20 protein-coding genes are annotated in these 21,801 nt (G+C 45.0%); 12 read left to right on the top strand and 8 right to left on the bottom strand.

The annotated features are described in order from the left end of the window. Window positions 1-118: 118 nt before the first annotated feature. From dnaG to rpsU, 3 genes are all read right to left on the bottom strand, one after another. Entirely contained in the window at window positions 119-1,897 is a 1,779-nt protein-coding gene (dnaG, locus tag MHN00_RS02665) for a DNA primase (RefSeq protein WP_239300161.1), read from the bottom strand. Between the two features lie 204 nt (window positions 1,898-2,101). Beyond that, entirely contained in the window at window positions 2,102-2,548 is a 447-nt protein-coding gene (locus tag MHN00_RS02660) for a GatB/YqeY domain-containing protein (protein WP_014948267.1), read from the bottom strand. Window positions 2,549-2,989: 441 nt separating this feature from the next. Next, on the bottom strand, window positions 2,990-3,205 hold the full coding sequence (rpsU, locus tag MHN00_RS02655) for a 30S ribosomal protein S21 (RefSeq protein WP_012517258.1): 216 nt from the start codon (window positions 3,203-3,205) through the stop codon (window positions 2,990-2,992). A 521-nt stretch (window positions 3,206-3,726) separates the two neighbouring features. On the opposite strand from rpsU, the gene tsaD reads away from it, so the two are divergent. Continuing rightward, on the top strand, window positions 3,727-4,752 hold the full coding sequence (gene tsaD / locus MHN00_RS02650) for a tRNA (adenosine(37)-N6)-threonylcarbamoyltransferase complex transferase subunit TsaD (RefSeq protein WP_039224515.1): 1,026 nt from the start codon (window positions 3,727-3,729) through the stop codon (window positions 4,750-4,752). A 192-nt stretch (window positions 4,753-4,944) separates the two neighbouring features. Then, window positions 4,945-6,261: an ectonucleotide pyrophosphatase/phosphodiesterase gene (locus tag MHN00_RS02645; protein ID WP_239300159.1), complete on the top strand. Its 1,317-nt coding sequence runs from the start codon at window positions 4,945-4,947 to the stop codon at window positions 6,259-6,261. Here MHN00_RS02645 and plsY read toward each other — a convergent pair. Next, the gene (plsY, locus tag MHN00_RS02640) at window positions 6,251-6,853 is read right to left on the bottom strand and encodes a glycerol-3-phosphate 1-O-acyltransferase PlsY (RefSeq protein ID WP_014948270.1); all 603 of its coding nucleotides are present in this window, start codon (window positions 6,851-6,853) and stop codon (window positions 6,251-6,253) included. The genes MHN00_RS02645 and plsY overlap by 11 nt on opposite strands. Window positions 6,854-7,134: 281 nt before the next feature. Here plsY and folB point away from each other — a divergent pair, with 281 nt between their 5' ends. The 4 genes from folB (at window position 7,135) to MHN00_RS02620 (ending at window position 9,339) form a co-directional block, all read left to right on the top strand. After that, window positions 7,135-7,488, top strand: a complete 354-nt coding sequence (gene folB / locus MHN00_RS02635; protein ID WP_014948271.1) for a dihydroneopterin aldolase — start codon at window positions 7,135-7,137, stop codon at window positions 7,486-7,488. Further along, window positions 7,488-7,982: a 2-amino-4-hydroxy-6-hydroxymethyldihydropteridine diphosphokinase gene (gene folK / locus MHN00_RS02630; RefSeq protein ID WP_014948272.1), complete on the top strand. Its 495-nt coding sequence runs from the start codon at window positions 7,488-7,490 to the stop codon at window positions 7,980-7,982. The genes folB and folK overlap by 1 nt, the downstream gene beginning before the upstream one ends. An 8-nt stretch (window positions 7,983-7,990) precedes the next feature. Continuing rightward, on the top strand, window positions 7,991-8,791 hold the full coding sequence (locus MHN00_RS02625; protein WP_014948273.1) for an undecaprenyl-diphosphate phosphatase: 801 nt from the start codon (window positions 7,991-7,993) through the stop codon (window positions 8,789-8,791). A gap of 176 nt (window positions 8,792-8,967) precedes the next feature. Next, window positions 8,968-9,339 carry a histidine triad nucleotide-binding protein gene (locus MHN00_RS02620; RefSeq protein ID WP_014948274.1) on the top strand — a complete coding sequence of 124 codons (372 nt, stop codon included), beginning with the start codon at window positions 8,968-8,970 and terminating at the stop codon, window positions 9,337-9,339. A gap of 82 nt (window positions 9,340-9,421) precedes the next feature. Here the strand turns inward: MHN00_RS02620 and MHN00_RS02615 are convergent, their stop codons facing one another. After that, entirely contained in the window at window positions 9,422-11,116 is a 1,695-nt protein-coding gene (locus MHN00_RS02615; protein ID WP_239300157.1) for a Zn-dependent hydrolase, read from the bottom strand. A gap of 449 nt (window positions 11,117-11,565) precedes the next feature. Between MHN00_RS02615 and MHN00_RS02610 the strand changes: the two genes are divergently transcribed. After that, window positions 11,566-12,402, top strand: a complete 837-nt coding sequence (locus MHN00_RS02610) for an HDOD domain-containing protein (RefSeq protein ID WP_014948276.1) — start codon at window positions 11,566-11,568, stop codon at window positions 12,400-12,402. Window positions 12,403-12,528: 126 nt separating this feature from the next. On the opposite strand, the gene MHN00_RS02605 is transcribed toward MHN00_RS02610, so the two are convergent. Then, window positions 12,529-13,719 (bottom strand): benzoate/H(+) symporter BenE family transporter, encoded by a 1,191-nt coding sequence (locus tag MHN00_RS02605; RefSeq protein ID WP_239244954.1) that lies wholly within the window; start codon window positions 13,717-13,719, stop codon window positions 12,529-12,531. Between the two features lie 186 nt (window positions 13,720-13,905). Here MHN00_RS02605 and MHN00_RS02600 point away from each other — a divergent pair, with 186 nt between their 5' ends. Then, window positions 13,906-14,469, top strand: coding sequence for an XRE family transcriptional regulator (locus MHN00_RS02600; protein WP_239300155.1), 564 nt, complete (start codon window positions 13,906-13,908; stop codon window positions 14,467-14,469). A gap of 216 nt (window positions 14,470-14,685) precedes the next feature. On the opposite strand, the gene rdgC is transcribed toward MHN00_RS02600, so the two are convergent. Then, window positions 14,686-15,597, bottom strand: coding sequence for a recombination-associated protein RdgC (gene rdgC / locus MHN00_RS02595; protein ID WP_014948279.1), 912 nt, complete (start codon window positions 15,595-15,597; stop codon window positions 14,686-14,688). A 117-nt stretch (window positions 15,598-15,714) separates the two neighbouring features. Further along, window positions 15,715-17,445, bottom strand: coding sequence for a HAMP domain-containing sensor histidine kinase (locus MHN00_RS02590; protein WP_039224522.1), 1,731 nt, complete (start codon window positions 17,443-17,445; stop codon window positions 15,715-15,717). A gap of 254 nt (window positions 17,446-17,699) precedes the next feature. Between MHN00_RS02590 and phoB the strand changes: the two genes are divergently transcribed. The 4 genes from phoB to MHN00_RS02570 all read left to right on the top strand — a co-directional run bounded on the left by phoB (window position 17,700) and on the right by MHN00_RS02570 (window position 21,690). Further along, entirely contained in the window at window positions 17,700-18,389 is a 690-nt protein-coding gene (gene phoB / locus MHN00_RS02585) for a phosphate regulon transcriptional regulator PhoB (protein WP_014948281.1), read from the top strand. Between the two features lie 100 nt (window positions 18,390-18,489). Continuing rightward, on the top strand, window positions 18,490-19,791 hold the full coding sequence (phoR, locus tag MHN00_RS02580) for a phosphate regulon sensor histidine kinase PhoR (RefSeq protein WP_239300153.1): 1,302 nt from the start codon (window positions 18,490-18,492) through the stop codon (window positions 19,789-19,791). Window positions 19,792-19,807: 16 nt separating this feature from the next. Then, window positions 19,808-20,836: a phosphate ABC transporter substrate-binding protein gene (locus MHN00_RS02575; RefSeq protein WP_239300151.1), complete on the top strand. Its 1,029-nt coding sequence runs from the start codon at window positions 19,808-19,810 to the stop codon at window positions 20,834-20,836. 62 nt (window positions 20,837-20,898) lie between these two features. Beyond that, window positions 20,899-21,690, top strand: coding sequence for a 2OG-Fe(II) oxygenase (locus MHN00_RS02570; protein WP_239300383.1), 792 nt, complete (start codon window positions 20,899-20,901; stop codon window positions 21,688-21,690). Window positions 21,691-21,801 lie beyond the last annotated feature (111 nt).

Here is a 21,801-nt window from a genome sequence, read left to right as displayed (position 1 = left end):
CGCGTATTCTAGCTAAACTAATCTTGTTAACTTAATCTCACTAACAAAAGCGTTTAAAAAAGCCTTATGCAAAAGCCTACAGAAGAACAGGCTAACCTCTAGGTCAGTTTGCCCAAGGTTAACTCTTCTGTCTTTCCCTCATAAGCAGGTTCAATTCCTGTTTTTCCGCCTGTGTCAGCGGCTGAACCCGCGAGCGTGAAATTAAGGTTTCAATGCGGCTATCGAAATGCCCGTCCAGTAAGCGAGCGAAGCTGTCGTTGTAAACCCGTTCAGCATCCTCGTCTTTAACCAAGTGTTCTTGTAACAATAATTTCGCGATAGTAGAAGAATGGGGGTGGTCGCGGAAATTTTCAACAAGCTGCGCGGTTTTTGCTTGAGGGTGACTCACGCAATAGCGATGCACATCGCATAATAAATCCATGCCAGCAGCGTTGCTGCCCGCAAAAATATCAATTTGAACGTCTTCACATAGTGTGGCTAATTCAGGTTTATCAAGCAGCAAGCGTATCAGCATGCGAAGCGGTGATAGTTTAGGCTTGTTTACTTGATTGCGATTCGGAGAATAAGCTTGCTTCGAACCTTGATTGGCTTTGGTGATATCTTGCTGAAGTTTAAACCGATCGAACTCGCCAGTGTGCTTGGCTAGTTCTTCCAGCAGCATTTGCTTTTGATCATCACCTAATGTGCTTTCGATAAGCGGCATTGCCGCTTTCTTAAGGGCAATTTTACCTTCTGGCGTGCCCACATTGTGCGTCTTTAATAAGTTTTCAAAGAAGAAGCGGGATAACGGCATAGCGTCATCTAGCATTTCCATAAACGCATCTTTCCCCACCTGACGCACCATAGTGTCAGGGTCCTCGCCGTCGGGTAAGAATAAAAACGAAACACGCACGCCGTCTTTTAACGCGGGCAGGGCGTTTTCTAACGCGCGCCATGCAGCTTCACGCCCTGCGCGGTCTCCGTCATAACAGCATACAATGTGAGACGTAGCGCGAACCAGCATTTGAATATGTTCAGGTGTGGTAGCTGTGCCCAACGCAGCAGTGGCAATATTAATGTCGAATTGACTGAGCGCCACTACGTCCATATAGCCTTCTACAATAACGACGGTATCCAGGCTACGATTTTTTTGTCTGGCAGAATAAAAGCCAAAGAGCTCACTGCCTTTGTGGAAAATGCGGGTTTCTGGCGAGTTTAAGTATTTAGGGCCGCCGTCATCTAATACTCGGCCGCCGAAACCCACAACACGACCCCGCTTGTCCCTGATAGGAAACATAATGCGGTCGCGGAAGAAGTCGTAGGTACGCCCTTGGTCGTTTTTATTGACCAGCTTTAAATCGACCAGTTGCTTGATGCGCTGTGGATCTTTGCCAAAGGTATTTAGCAACGCGTCCCAACTGTCTGGCGCGTAGCCAATTTCCCATTGCTTAACGATATCGCCGCTTAATCCACGGTTTTTCAAGTAGTCGATGGCTTTTTTGCTATTACCATTTTGACGTAACTGGTGCTGGAAGAAGCGCGCAACTTGCTCCATGACTGCATAATCGTCTTGCTGTTGCTGCTTTTTCTCTTCGCTCATGGCAGGGCGACTGCCTTTTTCACGTGGCACTTCAAGCCCGTGATAACGGGCTAGTTCTTCAATCGCCTCGACAAATTCTAAGCGGTCGAATTCCATAATAAACGAGATAGCGTTACCGTGAGCGCCACAGCCGAAACAGTGGTAAAACTGTTTGTCTTGACTAACAGTGAAAGATGGCGACTTTTCGTTATGAAAAGGGCAGCACGCTTGGTAATTTTTACCTGCTTTTTTAAGTTTAACTCGGCTATCTACCACTTCTACCACATCGGTACGTGACAGCAAGTCGTCTATAAAATCGCGAGGTATCTTTCCAGCCATGAGGGTACTTTCAAAAAGGGTTAGTTAAAAAAGATTCAGTTCAAAAAGAATGAGAAAAGCACAAGTCGTAACTGCGCTTCAAGCGACAGGCTACAACATTATGAAAACAGTAATCTACTTTAACAGGGAAGTGTAAAAATGAGAACAATGAAGGTGTGACAATGCACACCTTCTACACGCTTCACTTTTACGAAAGGGCAGAGTTTAAGCGTTCAAACGCGCCTTAATTTTTGCACTCAAAGCACCCATGTCGGTGCGGCCTTGAACCTTAGGTTTCAAGGCGCCCATGACTTTACCCATATCCTGCATACCCGTTGCTCCGGTCGCAGCCATGGTTTCGTCGATAAGTGCATTTAGCTCATCGTCAGTCAAAGGCTGAGGTAAGAAATCTTCAATGTAAGTGATTTCTTCACGCTCTTTGCTAGCTAGGTCGTCGCGGTTTGCTGCGTCATATTGCGCAGCCGCGTCTTGGCGCTGCTTAACCATTTTGGTTAGTACCGCTAAGATTGCGCTATCGTCTAGCGTAATCTGTTCATCGATTTCTTTTTGTTTAATGGCAGCCATTGCCATGCGAATAGTACCAAGACGTACTTTTTCTTTTGCACGCATCGCATCTTTTTGCGCTGCTTTTAAATCATCAATTAGTGCCATGATGTTTCCTGATTTTTTATTAGTAGAGTTTATACCAATCCGCATAGATAATTACCCACTCAGAAGGCGCTGGCAAGTTTCCTAGCGAAGCGTGGGAATGCAGGAATGGTGTTACCTTTCAAGTTCCCAGAATGAAGCTAGGAAGCTTGCAAGACCTTCCCGAAGGGCGAGTTTAAAATGTCCGTACTCTTTGTTGTGTCACCTTGATGTAGAACCACTATACCTGCGGTAACACGCCGCGATTACGAACATTTTAAATTTCGCTGAGTGGATAATCATCTATGCGGACTGGTATTATTAAGCCCCAGGTTGAAAATCAAATGCAACCATTTGAAAAGGAAAAAATGGAGTCGATAAGAATAAGGCCAAAAAAATAAAGGCCCAGAAACGCGAAAGGTGCTGCAATTGCAACACCTTTCAGACTCGTTACTTAACCCTATATTAGTAGAGTTTTACGCGACGTGCGTTTTCACGAGCTAGCTTCTTAAGATGACGCTTCTTAGCGGCAGCTTTCTTGCGCTTGCGTTCCCAAGTTGGCTTTTCGAAGAATTCACGACGACGAACTTCAGAAAGAACACCTGCTTTTTCACAAGAACGCTTAAAACGACGCAGCGCCACATCAAACGGCTCGTTTTCTCTAACTTTAACGATAGGCATTAAACACTCACCTCAAAACTTTTACTGTGTAAATCCGGGTAAAATTGTGCGCTAAAAAGGCCACCCGGGTTAAAAATGGTGCGAAATTCTAATCATATCTACAGAGAAAGTAAAGGATGAATTGCCAAAAAATAGCCAATATTGTGCATTTACCGTTCATTTACCTGTTCACTGGCATTCCATGAATGCAGGATTAAAGGTAAACTCTGCGCTCGTTAAGCACCGTGTTGTTTAACTCGGCTTGTATAAGCGCCCTTTTCAGAATGTTTTCTTGCTCAATTCCCTTTTGATAAATGAGTGATCAAAAGTGTGGAATCAGATGATCCTGACTAGGGTAGTGTTATGATCGCGGCGGGATCATAAAGATGATCGCATCAGATCGCCAGAATTTTTTTCTCAGTTTTTGATATTTGCTTAGTCATTATGGTTCTCAACAATTGTGTGAACACGTGTTGTGATAAAAAGACGACAGCAAATCCAAAAACGAAGCATTGAAGTTAGTAGTAAAAGGGTTACTCCCCATGCGTATTTTAGGAATAGAAACATCTTGTGACGAAACTGGCATCGCCGTTTACGACGATGAAAAAGGGTTGCTGTCGCACGAACTATATAGCCAAGTAAAGCTGCACGCAGACTACGGTGGTGTTGTGCCTGAACTTGCGTCACGGGACCACGTAAGAAAGATCATTCCTTTAATTGAAAAAGCTATGGAAGACGCTAACACCCAACCATCAGAGATCGACGGCGTTGCTTTTACCCAAGGCCCCGGTTTAGTGGGCGCGTTGTTAGTGGGTTCGTCTGTCGGGCGTTCATTGGCCTACGCGTGGAATGTGCCAGCAGTGGGCGTTCATCATATGGAAGGGCATTTATTAGCGCCTATGCTTGAAGACGACGCACCTGAATTTCCTTTCGTTGCTTTATTGGTTTCAGGTGGCCACTCAATGCTAGTTAAAGTCGAAGGCATTGGTCAATATGAAGTACTTGGTGAGTCTATTGATGATGCCGCTGGTGAAGCCTTTGATAAAACCGCCAAGTTACTTGGCCTTGATTACCCAGGCGGCCCTCTTTTAGCAAGATTGGCTGAAAAGGGAGAAGCGGGACACTATAAGTTTCCTCGCCCGATGACCGACAGACCAGGACTAGATTTCAGTTTCAGTGGTTTAAAGACCTTTGCGGCGAACACCATTCGCGATGCTGACCTAACCGGTGGTGATGCTGAGCAAATTAAAGCCAATATTGCCTACGCGTTTCAAGAAGCAGTAGTTGATACGCTTATTATAAAATGTAAGCGAGCATTAAAGCAGACTGGTATGAAGCGTTTGGTTATTGCTGGCGGCGTAAGTGCAAATACAATGTTGCGCAGTGAGATGAAAGCCCTGATGCAAGAGCTAAAAGGTGAGGTGTTTTATCCTAGCTTAGCGTATTGTACAGACAATGGTGCCATGATTGCCTATGCGGGCATGCAGCGTTTGAAAGCTGGGGAAACCTTGGCCTTGTCTTCACAAGCCAAGCCGCGCTGGCCCCTTGATACTTTATCGGCGATTTAGGTATTCATAAAAAACCGGTAATTAGGCGCCACACCTCGTTGTAAACGCTACTATGTCTTCCCTACGTTCACTGGGGAAATATTGAGCATAGCAAGCAGGTAAAACAAAAAAGCATAAATAAAAGGCAATGGGAGCGCATTCCATTGCCTTTTGTTTTACTAAAATAAACATTGAGTAAGGACGTTAAACACCATGCGCTTAGCAACAGACGGAACAAAACAAAATGCACCGCTATTCTATGTAGCATTGTCGTTATTTATTTCCCTTACCTTTGCAGCGCTCACTGCGTCCAATGCATTTGCATCAAGCAAAGCACCCTTGAATGACCTTGTAAAAGGCCTGAAGCAAGAGCAGCAAGATCAGTATGTCGTGCTCATTTCTCTTGATGGATTTCGCCACGACTATATCGAATTACACAACGCGCAACACCTTGGTGCTATTGCAAAGAAAGGGGTAAGAGCGTCGTCTATGACCCCTGTATATCCTTCAAATACCTTTCCCAACCATATTTCACTTATCACGGGGTTATTACCGAAACACCACGGCATCGTGAACAATCGATTTTTTGATAAGTCTCGCCCAACGAAAGAAGGCTACGCGCAGTACAAGCTGGGTTACGGCGGCATGGACAGCACGTGGATTACGGCAACGCCGCTATGGAACTTAGTGGAATATCATGGCATGAAGGCAGCTACCTTCTTCTGGCCGGAGTCTGATTCACGCATATCAGGTACCTTGCCTAGCTACTTCTATCACTACTCTAAATACGCCGATTACCAGCAGCGGGTAGATCAAATTATAACTTGGTTGAAACTGCCTGAGGTGTCGCGCCCTCGCTTTATTGCGGGTTATTTCTCGCTTACCGATTCGGTTGGACATGATGAAGGACCTTTTGCCGACAAAACCAATGATGCGGTGCAGGAAGTGGATGCGCTTATTGGTCAACTTTATGAACGCATTAACGCATTAGATTTGCCGGTAAACTTGGTAGTGGTGTCGGATCACGGCATGACACCCATTGATGAAAGTCAGCTTATAGAAGTTGAGTCTTTATCTATACCTGATAGCTTCATTATTGAAAATGAGGGAGCGCAAGTTCATCTTTACGCCAAAGTGGGCGTGAACGATAAAGAAATCACCGAAGAAACAGAACGTCTTACCCATATAGCCGAAAACCGTTACATTGTGCTTAACGATACCCAGCGCGCTGAGCGACATATGGAAGTGGGAAATAGAACCGGCGATATTATTATTGAGATAGCCCCGCCAGCACGCTTTAAAAACGCCAACAGCATGCATATTAGTAAAGGTGGGCATGGCTACATGAACACGCTGCCTGATATGGGGGCGACGTTTGTAGCAGTGGGACCTGCGTTTAAAACGAATACCATCCTACCTGTGTTTAGCAACCTGGAGGTTTATCCTGCGTTGGCCAAAATACTTGGCATTGCGCCGGTTACGCCGATAGATGGTAAGTTAGATGTGCTGGAAAAGGCGCTTACTCTTTAACTTTTCCCTTATCCCATACTTTACTTTCATTGCCCGCTAAAAGACGGGCAATGTTGTCTTTGTGGCGTAGAATGATAAGCAGCGAAAGCATTGCCACGGGCACGGTATATAAAGGCTTAATCAAAAATGTAAATAACGGCGCAAGAGATACTGCGATAAGCGCGCCTAATGAAGAATAGCCCGTAAGAAACACCACTACTACCCAACTCAAAATAAGCAAACCTGCTAAATCGAGGCCTATAGGGAGCATAGCGCCAAACGCAGTGGCGACGGCTTTTCCACCTTTGAAACCAAAATAGAGCGGAAAGATATGCCCCAAGCACGCGAAAATAGCAATGACGCCTAACATGATAGGCTCTATGCCCAGAAAGTAACTGCCGTAAACGGGAATAGTGCCTTTTAGTATATCCATGACAAGCACGAGGAGTGCTGGAACACGACCGCCCAGTCGATACACATTGGTAGCACCTGGGTTTTTAGAGCCGGCGGTTCGTGGGTCTGGTAAACCAAACAGCTGGCTTATAACCACAGCACTTGAAAGTGAACCGAAAAGATAGGCAACAGCGATCATCAAAAGAGTTAGCGAAATCATTTTGTCATTCTAATTATTAAAAATATTGCCTTTTATTACGTTAAATTTGGTGTGTGCAAGTTCAATGGGCTTTAGTCGCATTAAATTGTGAAACCTTGGTTGCTCCCAGTTGTCATACAGCGGTATAGTTGTGCCACACAAGCGTAAAGCTACTCCATCCAAACGCGATATACCACCGTTTACCAGCAATATGTGGGTGAAAGCGCAGTAGTAAGACCAGTAGTAGGGCCAATATAAACGGCGATAAACTGGTTTGATAACAGTACAAGATGAAAAATTCCATGGGAAAAATTTATATAACAGGGCTTGAAGTAGACACCCTGATTGGTGTTTATGATTGGGAGCGAGTAAGAACCACCCAGCTACTTCTTGATGTAACACTTGATGTTGATTTAAGCGCTGCGATGCAAAGCGACGATGTTGCAGACACTGTAGACTATGCAAAAGTGGCAGAGTGTATTGTAGAAGTAGGCAAAGAAAGCACATTTGAGCTACTTGAAGCTCTAGGTAATAAAGTGATGGACGCCGTTCTTGATAATTTCACCGTTGCGTCAATAACGCTTAAAATTGTTAAGCCTAATATCCTTCCCAATGCGCAAACGGTCGCTGTTGAAATGCGTAAAGAGCGCAATTAATGTCACAACACACCATCTTAATCAGCATTGGCTCTAATATTGAACGTGAGCATTACACCAAGCAATCTTTAGTTGCCCTGAAACAGCACTTCTCAGATGTTGCAGTGTCTTCGGTCTACGAGAGCGAAGCGGTGGGCTTTAACGGCAGCCCTTTTTATAACGCCGCTGCTCGGGCGACGACATCAAAAAGTATAGAAGAGGTGTGCGCAATTCTTAAAGCCATTGAAAAAGACAATGGCAGGGTGCATACAGACAAAAAATTCTGTGCCAGAACCCTTGATCTCGACTTGCTTACCTATGATAGTAAGGTGACCACAACCCCTGTGGTTTTACCTCGCGAAGAGATTTGCTACAACGCGTTTGTGCTTTGGCCGTTAGCTGAACTTGTTCCCAACGACATTCACCCTGAAACGCAAGAAACCTATGCCAAAATGTGGCAAAACTTTGATAAACAGAAACAGCAATTATGGCCGATTGACTTTACTTGGAGTTAAGCAAAGGAATGACACTTTTTGAAATTATTATTTTAGCAATTATTCAGGGCGTTACTGAATTTCTTCCTATCAGCAGCTCTGGACACTTGTTGTTGCCCGCTGAACTTTTTGGTTGGGTAAGTCAGGGCTTAGCGTTTGATGTCGCCGTTCATGTGGGAAGCCTGCTTGCGGTTATGATCTATTTTCGTCAAGAAATCGCTCAGATGACCGTAGCTTGGGTAACACAAGGGTTTAGCAAACAACAATCTACCGACAGTAAGCTTGCTTGGTACGTTATTGTGGCAACTATTCCAGCGGTTATTATTGGCTTTTTAATGAAAGGCTGGATAGAAGAAAACGCACGTACGGCGCTGGTAATAGCGGGTACCACTATTATTTTTGGTTTGCTGCTATGGTACGCCGATGCCACTGCAAAACGCGAACAAGAGCTTGAAGGACTGACACTTAAGCAAGCCATCTATATCGGGTTAGCCCAAGTATTGGCACTCATTCCTGGTACATCTCGCTCAGGTATTACGATGACTGCAGGTTTGATGTTAGGCCTTAAGCGCGAAGCGTGTGCACGCTTTTCCTTTTTGCTGTCTATTCCAGTTATTTTAGGCGCGGGGCTTTTAGCCACTCTCGACCTGCTTAATGCCAACGAAGCGGTAGACTGGTATGCGTTGCTTTATGGCGCGGCGTTTTCATTCGTAAGCGCCTACCTTTGTATCTATTTGTTCCTAAGCTGGATATCGCGTATCGGCATGCTGCCTTTTGTTATCTATCGCTTGGCGTTGGGCGTAATACTACTGTGGTTTGTTTTCGCTTAAGTAAAGAAAAAGGGCGCTATTCTTCGTATGAGGGGTCTTCGTATGAGGGGGTTATTCGCATGAGAATGTGCCCCAGCGCCGCACAATAGCACTTAATTTTTAATTATGTTCGCAGGCAAATGTTTTAACACCGCTAACATAATTGGTAATCACCTAATTGGTAAGGGAAGTGAGATATGGCAGAAACAATATTTGACAAAATCATCAGTAAGGAAATTCCAGCGGATATATTGTACGAAGATGAATTGGCGCTGGCGTTTAAAGATATAAACCCTCAGGCACCGACTCACTTTCTGGTTATTCCGAAAAAGCAAATTGCAACGGTAAATGATATAGCCGAAGAAGATCGCGAAGTGGTGGGGCACTTGTCATTTGTTGCAGCAAAAATTGCAAAGGAGCAAGGGTTTGCTGACCAAGGCTTTCGTACGGTAATGAACTGTAATGAATACGGTGGTCAAACGGTATATCACATTCACCTTCACGTGTTGGCAGGCAAACCGCTAGGCTGGCCTCCTTACACTGAAAACATGAAGCAGCATGTAGAGTAGCGCGTGTAATTAGCGATACAAAAATGCCGCCCTCGATAGTTATCTCAGGGCGGCATTTTTATTTGATAAGTCCAGTGCTTACTTAGTCAGCAAGTCCCAGCACTTTCTTACCCTGATTGAAGTGAATATCAACCGGAATGCTCGCCGCTTCTAAGCGTGCTAAGTCAGAAGCAAGATCAGGCTTAATTACACCCATAGTTTCTACTAGCTTCGCCACGCCATCGTAATCGCCGTCACCTTGTAACGTAAGGATTAGTTCAGATAGTGCTTCTACTGCGGCGCCCATCTTCTCCATATTTACGCGATACATGCCGTCTTCTGTTTTCTCGAAGGCGCCTTGCTGGGCAAAGAAGTCAAAGCGGATCATGTTCGCTTTTCCGTGTGCAGAACTTGCGCCGAAACGCACAGAACGGAAAATGCCAGCCATAAAGGTAACGTAATAATCTTCTAGTGTACCTTCAGTGATTTCACCTTTTTCAAGAAGACTTTGTACCATGTACAAACCTAGAATATCCGCTTTGCCTTCTTCAAGAGCTGACGCATGCTCTTTAAGTGCTCCGCGCACAGTCCCTGAACCATCTAGGGTATTCTTAATTCCTAAACCGTGTGCCACTTCATGAAACATGGTGTTCGCGAAAAAGGCGTCAAACGTAATGTGTTCACGTTGCTCTGGTACAATTAACGTATCCGCAATAGGCACCAAAATAGTATCGAACTTTGCACGCATTGCGTTTTTAAGCTGCAGACGGCGGGTACCTTTTTCTAGCTGTACACGCTCGTCATTTGGCAAGTTAATCGCAATGGTTTTGCTGCCTGCATTAGAGTGACCGGCGTAGTAAACCACATCATAGGCATTTAGGTCCGCGTCAGACCCTGGCATTTCCGCTTTATATGCCTCAGCAACCGGAAGACCTTGCTGTAATTCAGGTAAGAAGGCCGCGTATTTAGCTAGCTTTTCACTCCATGCTAAATCTTTAATGAGTACATAGGCTTCAAACGCTGCGCGATAGCCAAAGAGTTGATCTTCGTAGCTTTCAATAGGACCGATAACCAGCTCAACAGGGTTGGTTTTCATATCCATCCACGCCATGTCAGAAGCCAGGTAGTCGTTTGATAGTAGGGCTTCAGAACGCAGCTGCAAATATTGTTTAAAGCTTTCATCTTCAGCAAGCTCTGACGCTTTTTTAAGTAAGTCAGACGCCTTCATTAATTCACTTTTAAAGGCTTCAGAATAAGGCACCGAATAAAGGTTGCCCGCTTCATCGCGCTTCACCATGGAATAAAGGCCTTGTTTGTCGCCAAAATCTGCCGTGGCAAATTCCTCTTTTTCCATATCATGGGGGTAGAACTCAGCGCCCAGCGCTTTGTCTTCATAGCCACTTAAAAAAGGCGTATCGCCATTTAAGCGATCCCAAGGGCCATAGTTGATCGCTGCAAAGTGACGGACCTTTTCGTCGCTAATTGATGAAAGAAATGCATCTTTATCTTCAAAGAACGCTTGTTTCCAGAACAAGTCGTCCATGATTTTCGATGCATCAATTAACAGTGAAAGCATTTTGTGTTGATTGTCACTCAGGTGTGACAAATCGCTGGTAAGATCTACGCCGTGATAAATAGACAAGCGAGACACATCAACAAGTAAGGTTTGCTCGGAAGCGGTTTCAGGCTTTGCTGTCTGAGTTGGTGTTGTATCTGCGCTTTTGCTGCACGCGGTCAGCATAAATAAACCCGCTACTGCAGCTGCAATAGGAGAATAAGTTGTAATTGTTTTTTTCATAATGACTCTTACCGTGTGGTTTAACCGCATTGATTTACAGTATGCGGGGCGGTGAATAGATAGCTCACTATAGCTATGCTTTTGATTTAATACAAAAGTATGAAAAATATTTGTTTAATATCAATAGTGGTTTGCTACCAGTTGACTATACTTTAAAAAAAGCTCTGGTGGTTCTACCGTTGCTAATAATTCGCATCGACACTGTATTTTTTTAGTTGGTCGAAACTAAAGAGCTACTATAGTATGGTGATAGAAATACCATAATAAAACAATAAACGGTTTGTATTTTAGCGTGAAGCATAGAGGCCTATGTAAGTTAACGCACGGAATGCAACGCACAAACATCGAATCTATTTTAGTCATCAGTTTTGCTGGTGGTCGAGATGATTAACTGGTAAAGCAACCTATCGCCTTCACGAGGCTATTTGGAACTTTCTAAGGGTAGAAATATGTCTACACAGAACGCGCTTTCAACCATTTTGGTTGAAAAAATTAACAATGACACACTCGTCCTTCCCACGCTTCCTGCTATTGCATTGAAAGTCCGCAAAGCGGCAGACGATCCCGACATTAATTTAAACGCGATGGGAGATGTGATTGGTCAAGATCCATCACTTAGCGCAAGAATGATCAAAATTGCGAACAGTGCTTATATGGGACGTAGCGTAAAAGTTACTTCTATCAGCCAAGCGGTTACACGAATTGGTTTACGCCAAATTAAAAACATCTCTACTGCACTCGCTATGGAGCAATTATTCGTCTCTAAAAACGATGTAGTTGCACGCTATTTACAACAAGAGTGGGCAAATACAGTTAATATCGTGGCTAACTCTATGGCGGTGCTTCAGCTTTACATAGCGCGTACCAAAAAGCGTGAAATGAGCATGGATACCATGACACTAGCGGCACTGGTTCACAACATTGGTGTTCTGCCTATTTTGACCGAGGCTGAGCGTCACCCTGAAGTCTTTGCGAACCCTTCATTCCTTGAAGTGGCAATCGATAAATTAGCTGGCCGTATTGGTGCAAGCATTATGACAGAGTGGGGCTTCGGAGAAACCTTCGTTAATGTTTCAAAAAATTGGAAAGACCTAAGCTACATGCCAGAAGAGTTAACCTACATTGATTTCGTTCGTGTTGGCGCTGCAGTTTCAGGTGCGGTAGACAGTCAAAAAGATGCGATCTTAAACTTAGCTATTCAGCGCGGTGTGGTTGAAGATATGGGCGAGCTTCATTCTGATGAGTTTGAAGAGCTTGCAAGCGCAGCGAAGCAGATCTTCTTGTAAGTGTTTTAAGCTAAAAAATACTGCAAAGGCCGGTACTGAAGCATAACTTCAGTACCGGCCTTTTCGTTATGAAAAGCTGAAAAATGGAAAGCTGACAATGAAACAGCACAAAGCAAACAAATGCTGCTACGCGCTAACAGGCTTCTTTTGAACGTAAAGTAGCAATAAACCTAATCCTAATCCCCACACCGCTGAAGTCATAGAATATAAACTAAATCCTGACGCCGTACACAGCATGGTAAGCAACGCAGGAGCCCTGTGGTGCTCTACTTCCATGGCGCGAACCACCGCTCCTTGCAGCGTAGCTAATAGGGCTAGTCCAGCAAGCAGATGAATAATGATACTGGGCATACTCACAAATAGCGCAACGACCACAGACGCTAATAACCCCATGAACAAATACGCCACCCCCGCTGCTATAGCGGCTTTATAGCGCTGCGACTTTTCATCATCCGCTTGCTCGCCCATGCATAGCGCTGCCGTTATCGCCGCTAAGTTAAAGGTGAAACCACCGAAAGGTGCTAATAGGGCTTGAACAATGGCAATGCCTGACAAAATGGGTTTGTGGTCGGGCGTATAGCCATGGGCGTGATGAATAGCTATACCTGGCAAGTTTTGAGAAAGCGTGGTGATAAGAAAAAGGGGAAATGCTAATCCAATGGCAGCACTCAGTGAGAAAGTGGGCGTTACCCAAATAGGCTCGGGCAGGGTGAATATTGATGGCAGCCCTGGTGAGTCGCTTGATAGAGCAACCACACCATCTGCACTACTCATAAACAAGCTAATGGTCACCGACATGATCAGCAACAACAGCATAAGATAGCGGGGAAATAGTCGGCTTCCTACTAAATAAGCCGCGATAAATAACGCAACTAAGTACGGTGCGTCATTAACATCACTGAATATCGCAAGGCATATAGGTAAGAGAATGCCGGCCAAAAGCGCCGATGAGATTGCAGGGGGAATCCGACTTATTTGTTTGAGCAGGCTACGGCTTTGCGCAGTTACAAGAGAAAGCAAGGCACATAGTATAAATGCACCAATGGCTTCACTTAAACGGTAGTCACCGATACTGGTTAACAAAAAAGCCGCGCCAGGGGTAGACCAAGCGGTAACAACGGGCAGTTTGGATAGCCACGAGAACATAATGCAGGTAATGCCCATACCGAGCCCAAGCGCCAACAACCAACTCACTACCATGTCGTCGCTGGCGCCGGCTTTACGCGCTACATCAATGATAATGACAACAGAACTACTGTAACCTACTGTAACCGCGGTTAGCCCTGCGCTGATATGACTTAACTTCCACTTGCTCATGAAAACCCTCGTGATGGAATTTCGATTTGGAATCGACCGAGCGATGAAACACGCTTTTAGTGTCTATCGAATGTGCTACTCTACCTTTTTGTGCGCTATAACGTACAATAGTTAACTTAACATCTGTGCGTTATAGCGCACAACTGGTTTATTAAACTCAGCGTCAAAATAAAAGGCCTTCATTACATGACAAAAGCAAATGCGCAGCCTTCTGCTATTTCAAGAAGTATTGCACACCACCTGCAGTCTGTTCGTAAAGCTCGGGGGCTTTCCCTTGATAAAACCGCGCAGTTGACGGGAGTGTCTAAAGCCATGTTGGGGCAAATAGAACGAGGCGAGTCTAGCCCCACAATCGCTACCTTGTGGAAGATAGCAACTGGTCTTGCGTGTTCTTTTTCTTCTTTCTTGTCAGGTGATGAAACCGCACCTACGTCCCAACATGCCGACAACAAGTTCGCTAACGACCCAAACGTAACCATAAAAACGCTATTTCCGTTTAACTCAGCCACCCAGTTTGAAATGTTTGAACTATGCTTAACGGACTTTCATGAGCAGCACTCTTCGGCGCATCAAATAGGCGTCACCGAACATATTCACGTACTACAAGGAAAGTTAGGGGTTTTGCAAGATGGTCAATGGCAAACCTATCAAGCGCAAGAGCAGTGTATATTACGCGCAGACCAGTCCCACGGTTATCGAGATGAAGTAGGAGAAACGCGCTTTATTGTGGTCATTCACTATCCCACTTAAAGCGGTTGGGCAACTTTCTTGCAAAAGCTAGGAAAAGGCTAGGAGAAAGGCTAGGAAAAAAGCTAAGAAGTATTTGCGCTAAATGACGGTTGCCAGTTCAAACAAGCAAGTTAATTAACAGGACCTAATAAAAAGCCTAACTACCCCAAGGTAATTAGGCTTTTCGATAGCGCTAGGCTATCTTTTTCATCGGCTTAATATTTATTTGCCATAAGTTTATAAACTATCGTCGTTAAGATTAAGCGCACCACGAAGGAAGTTAAGCAGTGTACAAATTTCGGCTGACATAAGCGCGAACTCTGCATCAAGGCGCGCTTCAACCTGATCTTTTGGCACATCGTCAGTTTCTTCTTTAATGCGATCGGTGAACTTAACACGTTTAATGGCGCCATCCTCACACATAATAGCCGTCAACGTCTCTGCATATTCGAATGCAACCTTTTGAACCAGCTTACCGGCATCCAAATGAATACTAATTTCTTCGCTGTCTAGCGGCTGGTTCTTACAACGAATAACGCTGCCAGTGTCATCGGTAGATTTAAGCTCAGCTTCTTCAAGTAGACCTACACCTTCTGGTGTTGACTCAGTAACCCAGTGCGTAAGCTCGCTTTGAAGGCTTCTGCGCGTAAATGGCACTACTGGAAGCGAGCCTATGGCTTTTCTTACCATGGCCAAAAAGGCTTCGGCTTTGCCATCAGATGATGCGTCAACTACGACTAAGTTGTCAGCAAGCGAAATAAAGCCGTGAGTGTAGGTGTTTTTTGTAAATGCCTGGGGCAGCAAACGGGTTTGAATTTCTTGTTTAAGATCTGCCTTGGCTTTTTTACCAACTGGCGAACCGGTTTCCATTTCAATTTTGGCCACCATTTCGTCAAGCTCGGCATTTACCACTGCGCCGGGCAAGATCTTTTCCTGTTTCTTTAGGGTTATCCAAAAACGCTGTTGAACAACATGGAACATGGTGCCTTGCTTACCCGCCTGAGAAAACGGAGAGGCGAACCCCATGGTTGCTAAGTCCTGGCTACCGCACGGGCGAAAAGCGTGTTCGTTAAGGGCACGTTCTAAATCGCCCTCGTCTAGCGATAACGGCTGAGTAATTTGATAGGCTTTTACATTTTTAAACCACATAGTGTAAGCATTCTCTTGATAAAAATAGGGCGCAAGCCTACCAACGTAAGACTCGCGGTGCAATTGAATAAAAGGCCCTAGAAAGCGGGCACCTTAGATTGATAGTGGCAAGAAAGGTTAAGCACTCTTTTTCGGAAAACGAATGGTGTACTGTAAGCCGTTGCCAAGCGTACTGTCGGCCTCTATATGCCCATGCAGTGACTGTGTAACTAGGTTGTACATAATATGTGTGCCTAGACCGCTACCACCTTCTCCGCGTTTGGTAGTAAAGAAGGCATCAAACAACTTACTGAGCTCTTCTTCGCTTAAACCTTTTCCGTCATCTTGGTAGTGGATCACAACATTATCACCATCTTCTTTTACATCTAGTGTTACAGAGCCGGCCGCTTTGCCTTCAAAGCCGTGCGTAATTGAGTTAACCACCATATTGGTAACGATTTGAGCGATGGCGCCGGGTGCACAGGTCACAACTAAATTGTCGGGGCAGGATACGTTAATTTGATGTTCAGTATGCTTAAAACTTGGCTTAAGTGACTGAATAATTTCGTTAATATAGTCGCCCAACACAAATTCGCGCTCGGTTTCACTGGTCTGGTCAACGGCCACCTGTTTAAAGCTGGCGATAAGATCAGATGCGCGTTCTAGGTTACTTAAAAGTAGTAGCGCAGTTTGTTCTGCTTCATCGATGAAGCTTGCCATGTTCTTACTGGTCAGGCTTTTATCTTCGAAGTCGGTTTTTAAATTGTTAAGTCGCTCTTGTAGAAAGCTGGCAGCGGTCACACTCACGCCTAATGGCGTGTTTACGTCATGCGCGATACCGGCCACAAGACCGCCCAGCGACGCCATGCGCTCCGACTCGACTAATTGCTCTTGCGCTTGATGAAGTGTATCCATCGAACTGGCTAGCTCTTGGTTACGTTTGCGCAGTTCGGCTTCTATATACTGACGATTTTCGTTTTCCTGGCGAAGCTCTCGCTGGTGGGCAATAAGCTCGTCTTTTTGCTGCTCTAAGTCGAGCATAATCTGAGACAACGACGCTGTTTTCTTTGCCACTTCTTGTTCTAAAATCAGGTTTTGGTCGTCTAGCTTCTTGTTGGCAAGAGTGAGTTCATTCTGCGCGTCTTTCAGCTTATTGTTTGAAATAATAAGGTCGTCAATAACGTGGTTGTAAGATTCCTTAAGCTGTAATAGCTCGTTGTCATCATCGAGCTTTATGCTGAGTTTGCTCTCTTCTGGGTGCTGAGGATCGAAATTACCCATTTGCTCAGTAATGGTTTGCAGCGGTTCAGAAAGCATGGTGCGAAATGCGGTCATGAACAAGAAGACCAGAAAGGTGGTTTTTACTAACGCATTACCGATAAGAAAAAATACGCCTACTTCAATACGGCTAAAAATAGTATCAAAGCTAGAATACAAGGTAACGTCGCCAACCGTAGATTCGCGACCTGAGAATTTAAATACTAGTGGGAAGCTGTAGCTAAATACGCCGCCGGGATGATCTTCAATTATTTCACGGTCAACCGGAGCAGGAGAGCGCTGAGCACGGATGCCGTACTCGGCAATGTAGTTACCGTTTTCACCACGAACTTGAAGCCCTTCAACAATAGGCAATGACATAAGGCCTTCGGCGATGGCACGCACTTGGTCGTGGTTAAGTTCCCACAAAGCGCGGGTCAGGCTAGAAGAAAAGGTGTTTTTTAGCGTTTGAAGCTCGCCTTCAACGTGATTTTTCGTGCTGAGGTATTCTGTAAAGATCTGTCCTACCGTCACTAGCAGCGTGAGAGAAAAGTACACTGACAACACTCTGGCTAAGAGTTTCCTTGATAACCCTGTCTTGACCGCAGCCATCGATAAACACACCCCTGTTACATCAGACCTTTTAAATCACCGACAACGCTTGGTAGTTGCTCACCTTTGCAACAATAACAGTCGGTTTTATGTAATTTCAAGAATATGCGTAATCGTATGAATAAACAAGATTATGTATTTAAACTTTGGAACAAGCTTGTATTAAACTTGACACATAAATGTAATCGTTTTAATAAAACTGTCACAGACCACATTAATAATAACGGCGTTTAAAAATGAGCAGGAATATTACGATGTCTCGTACAGTGTTGGTGGTTGAGGACGAAGCGCCTATCCGTGAAATGCTTAAGTTTGTGCTTGAGCAATCTGGTTTTAACATTATTGAAGCCGAAGATTTCGACATCGCGCAAGAAAAAATTTGCGAACCTTACCCAGATTTAATCTTATTAGATTGGATGTTGCCGGGAGGAAGCGGTGTACAGCTAGCTAAAAGTTTAAAGCAGCACGAGTTTACTCGTGACATTCCCGTCATCATGCTTACAGCCCGGGGCGAGGAAGAAGACAAAATTCGCGGCCTGGATGCAGGTGCTGATGACTACGTTACTAAACCATTCTCGCCGAAAGAGCTTGTGGCAAGAATAAAAGCAGTGATGCGAAGAGTTACGCCTACATCAAGCGAAGAGCCTATTGAATTTAATGGTCTTAAACTTGAACCGGTATCACATCGCGTAATGGCGAATGAAGAACCGCTAGACATGGGGCCGACTGAATTTAAGTTGTTGCACTTCTTTATGACGCACCCAGAACGTGTCTATAGCCGAGAGCTACTGCTAGATAATGTTTGGGGAACCAATGTTTACGTAGAAGACAGAACGGTAGATGTGCATATTCGACGTTTGCGTAAAGCTATCTCTCGTCACGGACATGATGCTATGATCCAAACTGTACGCGGCGCGGGTTACCGTTTTTCTACTAAGCTGTAATAAATGTAGTGTTTAGGGAGTAACATGGTGTTATTCCCTTGATGTCGCTGCGCCATCTGGGCATGCGCCCAATTCCACCTTTAACAACGCGAGCTATTTCATGTATTACCCGTTCTCTTGGTTGAGAAGTACATTGCGCTTAGTGCTATTCCTTGTGGTTTTTGCGCTAGTCGGGTGGTATTTAGATGATATGTTATTCGCCGTTGCCATTGGCGCAACCCTGCTACTGCTATTTAACTACTGGCATCTTTACAAGCTAAATCGCTGGTTATGGCATAGTCGTAAAATGTCTCCACCTACCGTGCGTGGCGTGTGGGAACATATTTATGAAGGTATTTATTACCTTCAGCGTCGTAACCGCAATAAGCGCAAAGAGCTTGGTGAATTGGTAAAGCGCTTTAGAGAGGGTTCTGAAGCCTTGCCTGATGCGGCGGTAGTGGTTGATGCTAAGGCCTGCATTATTTGGTGTAACCGCCTTGCTCGCTTGGATTTAGGGCTTAAATGGCCGCAAGACTCTGGGCGTCGAATCGACAACTTGTTGCGCCATCCGGAGTTTATTCAGTACTTTCATGCAGGGAATTATAAATACCCCATTGAAGTACCGTCGCCTACCAACCCCAACAAAACCTTTGAATACCGGATTATGCCTTATGGCGATGAGCATTTGTTGCTGATTGCCCGTGACATAACGCGGGTGTCCCAGCTTGAAGAAATGCGTAAGGACTTTGTGGCAAATGTGTCTCATGAATTGCGTACACCGCTAACGGTCATTAACGGATACCTTGAAATTCTTCCTATTGATGAAGACTCCGATCCATTCATGCAAAAAGCGATGAAAGAAATGACATCGCAAACCCACCGTATGCAAAACTTGATAGAAGACTTGCTGGTGTTGTCGCGCATTGAAGCAAGCTCGGAACGCATCTACGAAAATGTTGTGAATATTCCTGTGGTCCTTGCGCAAGTGGAAAGAGAAGCGCAGGCGCTTAATAAAGAGAAAAACCACACAATAAACTTCCACATCGACAAAGAACTCTATGTTTTCGGTGTAGAGACCGAGCTTCGAAGTGCTTGCTCAAACCTAGTGTTTAATGCGGTGCACTACACACCTGCTGGTGGCGAAATTAATGTGTACTGGCGACGTAAACCCAATGGCGCGCAATTTTCTGTGGTAGATAACGGTGATGGTATTGAGCCAAATCATCTAAACCGTCTTACCGAGCGCTTTTATCGCGTGGATAAAGCGCGCTCTCGCAAAACCGGTGGCTCTGGCTTAGGTCTTTCCATTGTAAAACATGTACTAAGTCATCATAATTCCCGTTTAGATATAACCAGTGCATTGGGTGAGGGTAGCAATTTCTCGTTTGTGCTGGATAACGAGTTGATTGCAGAGCAACTGTAACCCTAAGAGGCGAGAAGTGTTGGTGAGCAAAAAGCATGACAAGATGAAAGGGCAACGCTATCGCCTTTCAACGTTACTTTTAGTAATAGGCTTATTGTTACCATTTGGAACCCTGGCTGATTCTCAAAATACTCAAAGCTCGTCATCTGCTTCTGGTAGCTATCAAGTGCCTGCCTATGAACGCAAGCCTGGGGTGGCGGGAAAAATATCCTCAGTTGGTTCAGACACGCTGGCAAACTTAATGACCTTTTGGTCACAGGAGTTTAAAACCCTCTATCCTCAGGTAGGCTTTCAAATACAGGCGTCCGGTTCATCTACCGCTCCGCCGGCACTTATTGAAGGTACTGCCACCATAGGCCCTATGAGCCGAGAATTAAAACCCAGTGAAATACGGGATTTTACGCGAACCCACGGTTACCCGCCTACGGTATTAAAAGTGGCAATGGATGCCATCGCCATTTTTGTGGATAGACGCAATCCGCTGCCGGGTATGACCCTTGAGCAAGTTGACGCGGTGTTTTCTGAAACCCAGTTTTGTGGCAGCAATACAGCCATTACCAATTGGTCTCAGCTCGGCGTTGACGATATAGGCTATCGTTCTCCTATCAGACTGTACGGTCGAAATTCAGTATCAGGTACTTACGGCTTGTTTAAAGTGATGGCGCTGTGCGATGGTGACTTTAAGAATACGGTAAACGAACAACCTGGCTCTGCATCTGTAGTATTGTCCGTGGCCAGCGGTACAGGCGCGATTGGCTATGCCGCTTACGGCTATAAAACCGCAGGAGTTCGCGCTCTGCCTTTAGGTGAGTCGCTAGACAGCTTGATCCCTCTTTCTATTGATACGGTGCGCAACGAAACGTATCCATTTGCCCGATTTCTTTATTTAGTGATAAATAAAAAGCCCGGTGAGCCTTTACCTACTCTGGAAAGGGAGTTTTTGCGCTATATCTTGTCACAGGAAGGGCAGCAGCAGGTGTTAAGAGACGGATATTTCCCCATTCGTGAAGACGTACTGGTACGCCAGCGTCGATTATTGGAATAGAAAAGCGAAAGTAGAAGCCGCATCACTCGCCGTTAAAAGCAAAGGATAAAACTGTGTCGTATATGCCGCCAGCGTGGAAACAATGGGTTGTCAAATGCCTGCTATCAGGGACAGCTGTGCCAACTATCGTGACAACCCTAGCGGAAAACGGTTTTTCTCCCGACACTATTAAAAAAGTGCTCGGCGCCAATTTGCCCACTAATTATCAGTTTTCACCCTCTTCAAGTTTCTACGAGAAGCTAGCAAAAAGTGCTATCGCCCGCGTGGAACAGGCTAAGCCACTTGCCGAGCCCAGTGACATTCAGCTCTTTGCGTACGATGACTTCTTGAGCAGCCAAGAGTGTGACGACATTGTTGCGCTGACCAAAGATAAACTCGCGCCCTCTAAATTGGCAGGAGCCGCTAGCGCTGATGACATTAGAACCTCTTCAACATGTGAATTAGCCTTTCTCGGTAATAAGCTAGTCAAAGACGTTGATAGTCGCATTGTTTCAACCCTTAGTTTGGGCGTGGGAGAAGGAGAAGTTATTCAGGCCCAGCACTACAATGTTGGGGAATATTACAAACCTCACTACGACTTCTTTCCTCCAGGAAGCCCGCAGTACAAAGCGCATTGTCTATCGCGTGGTCAGCGAACGTGGACATGCATGATTTACTTGAATGATGAATGTGACGGCGGTCACACTCGCTTTACCAAGCTAGATATTGCAGTAAGACCGAAAAAGGGAATGGCACTCTTTTGGAATAATTTGCTGCCCTCTGGCGACCCCAACCTTAACAGTATTCATTTCGCAGAACCTGTCACTCGTGGTCACAAAACTGTCATAACCAAATGGTTTAGAACGAAAAACTAAACACCTCAGGCCATGCTTTTAGTTTTATTTTTAATCAATCTTGTTTTATCTAATTGAAAAGTAATAGCTTTACGCTGGCTTTAGTTCAAAGCTGAAAAAGTTCAAATAAAT

Origin of the sequence: Alteromonas sp. Cnat2-8, assembly GCF_022348355.1 — a bacterium.
GTDB lineage: Bacteria > Pseudomonadota > Gammaproteobacteria > Enterobacterales > Alteromonadaceae > Alteromonas > Alteromonas macleodii.
This window is presented reverse-complemented; position numbering and strand designations above follow the sequence as displayed.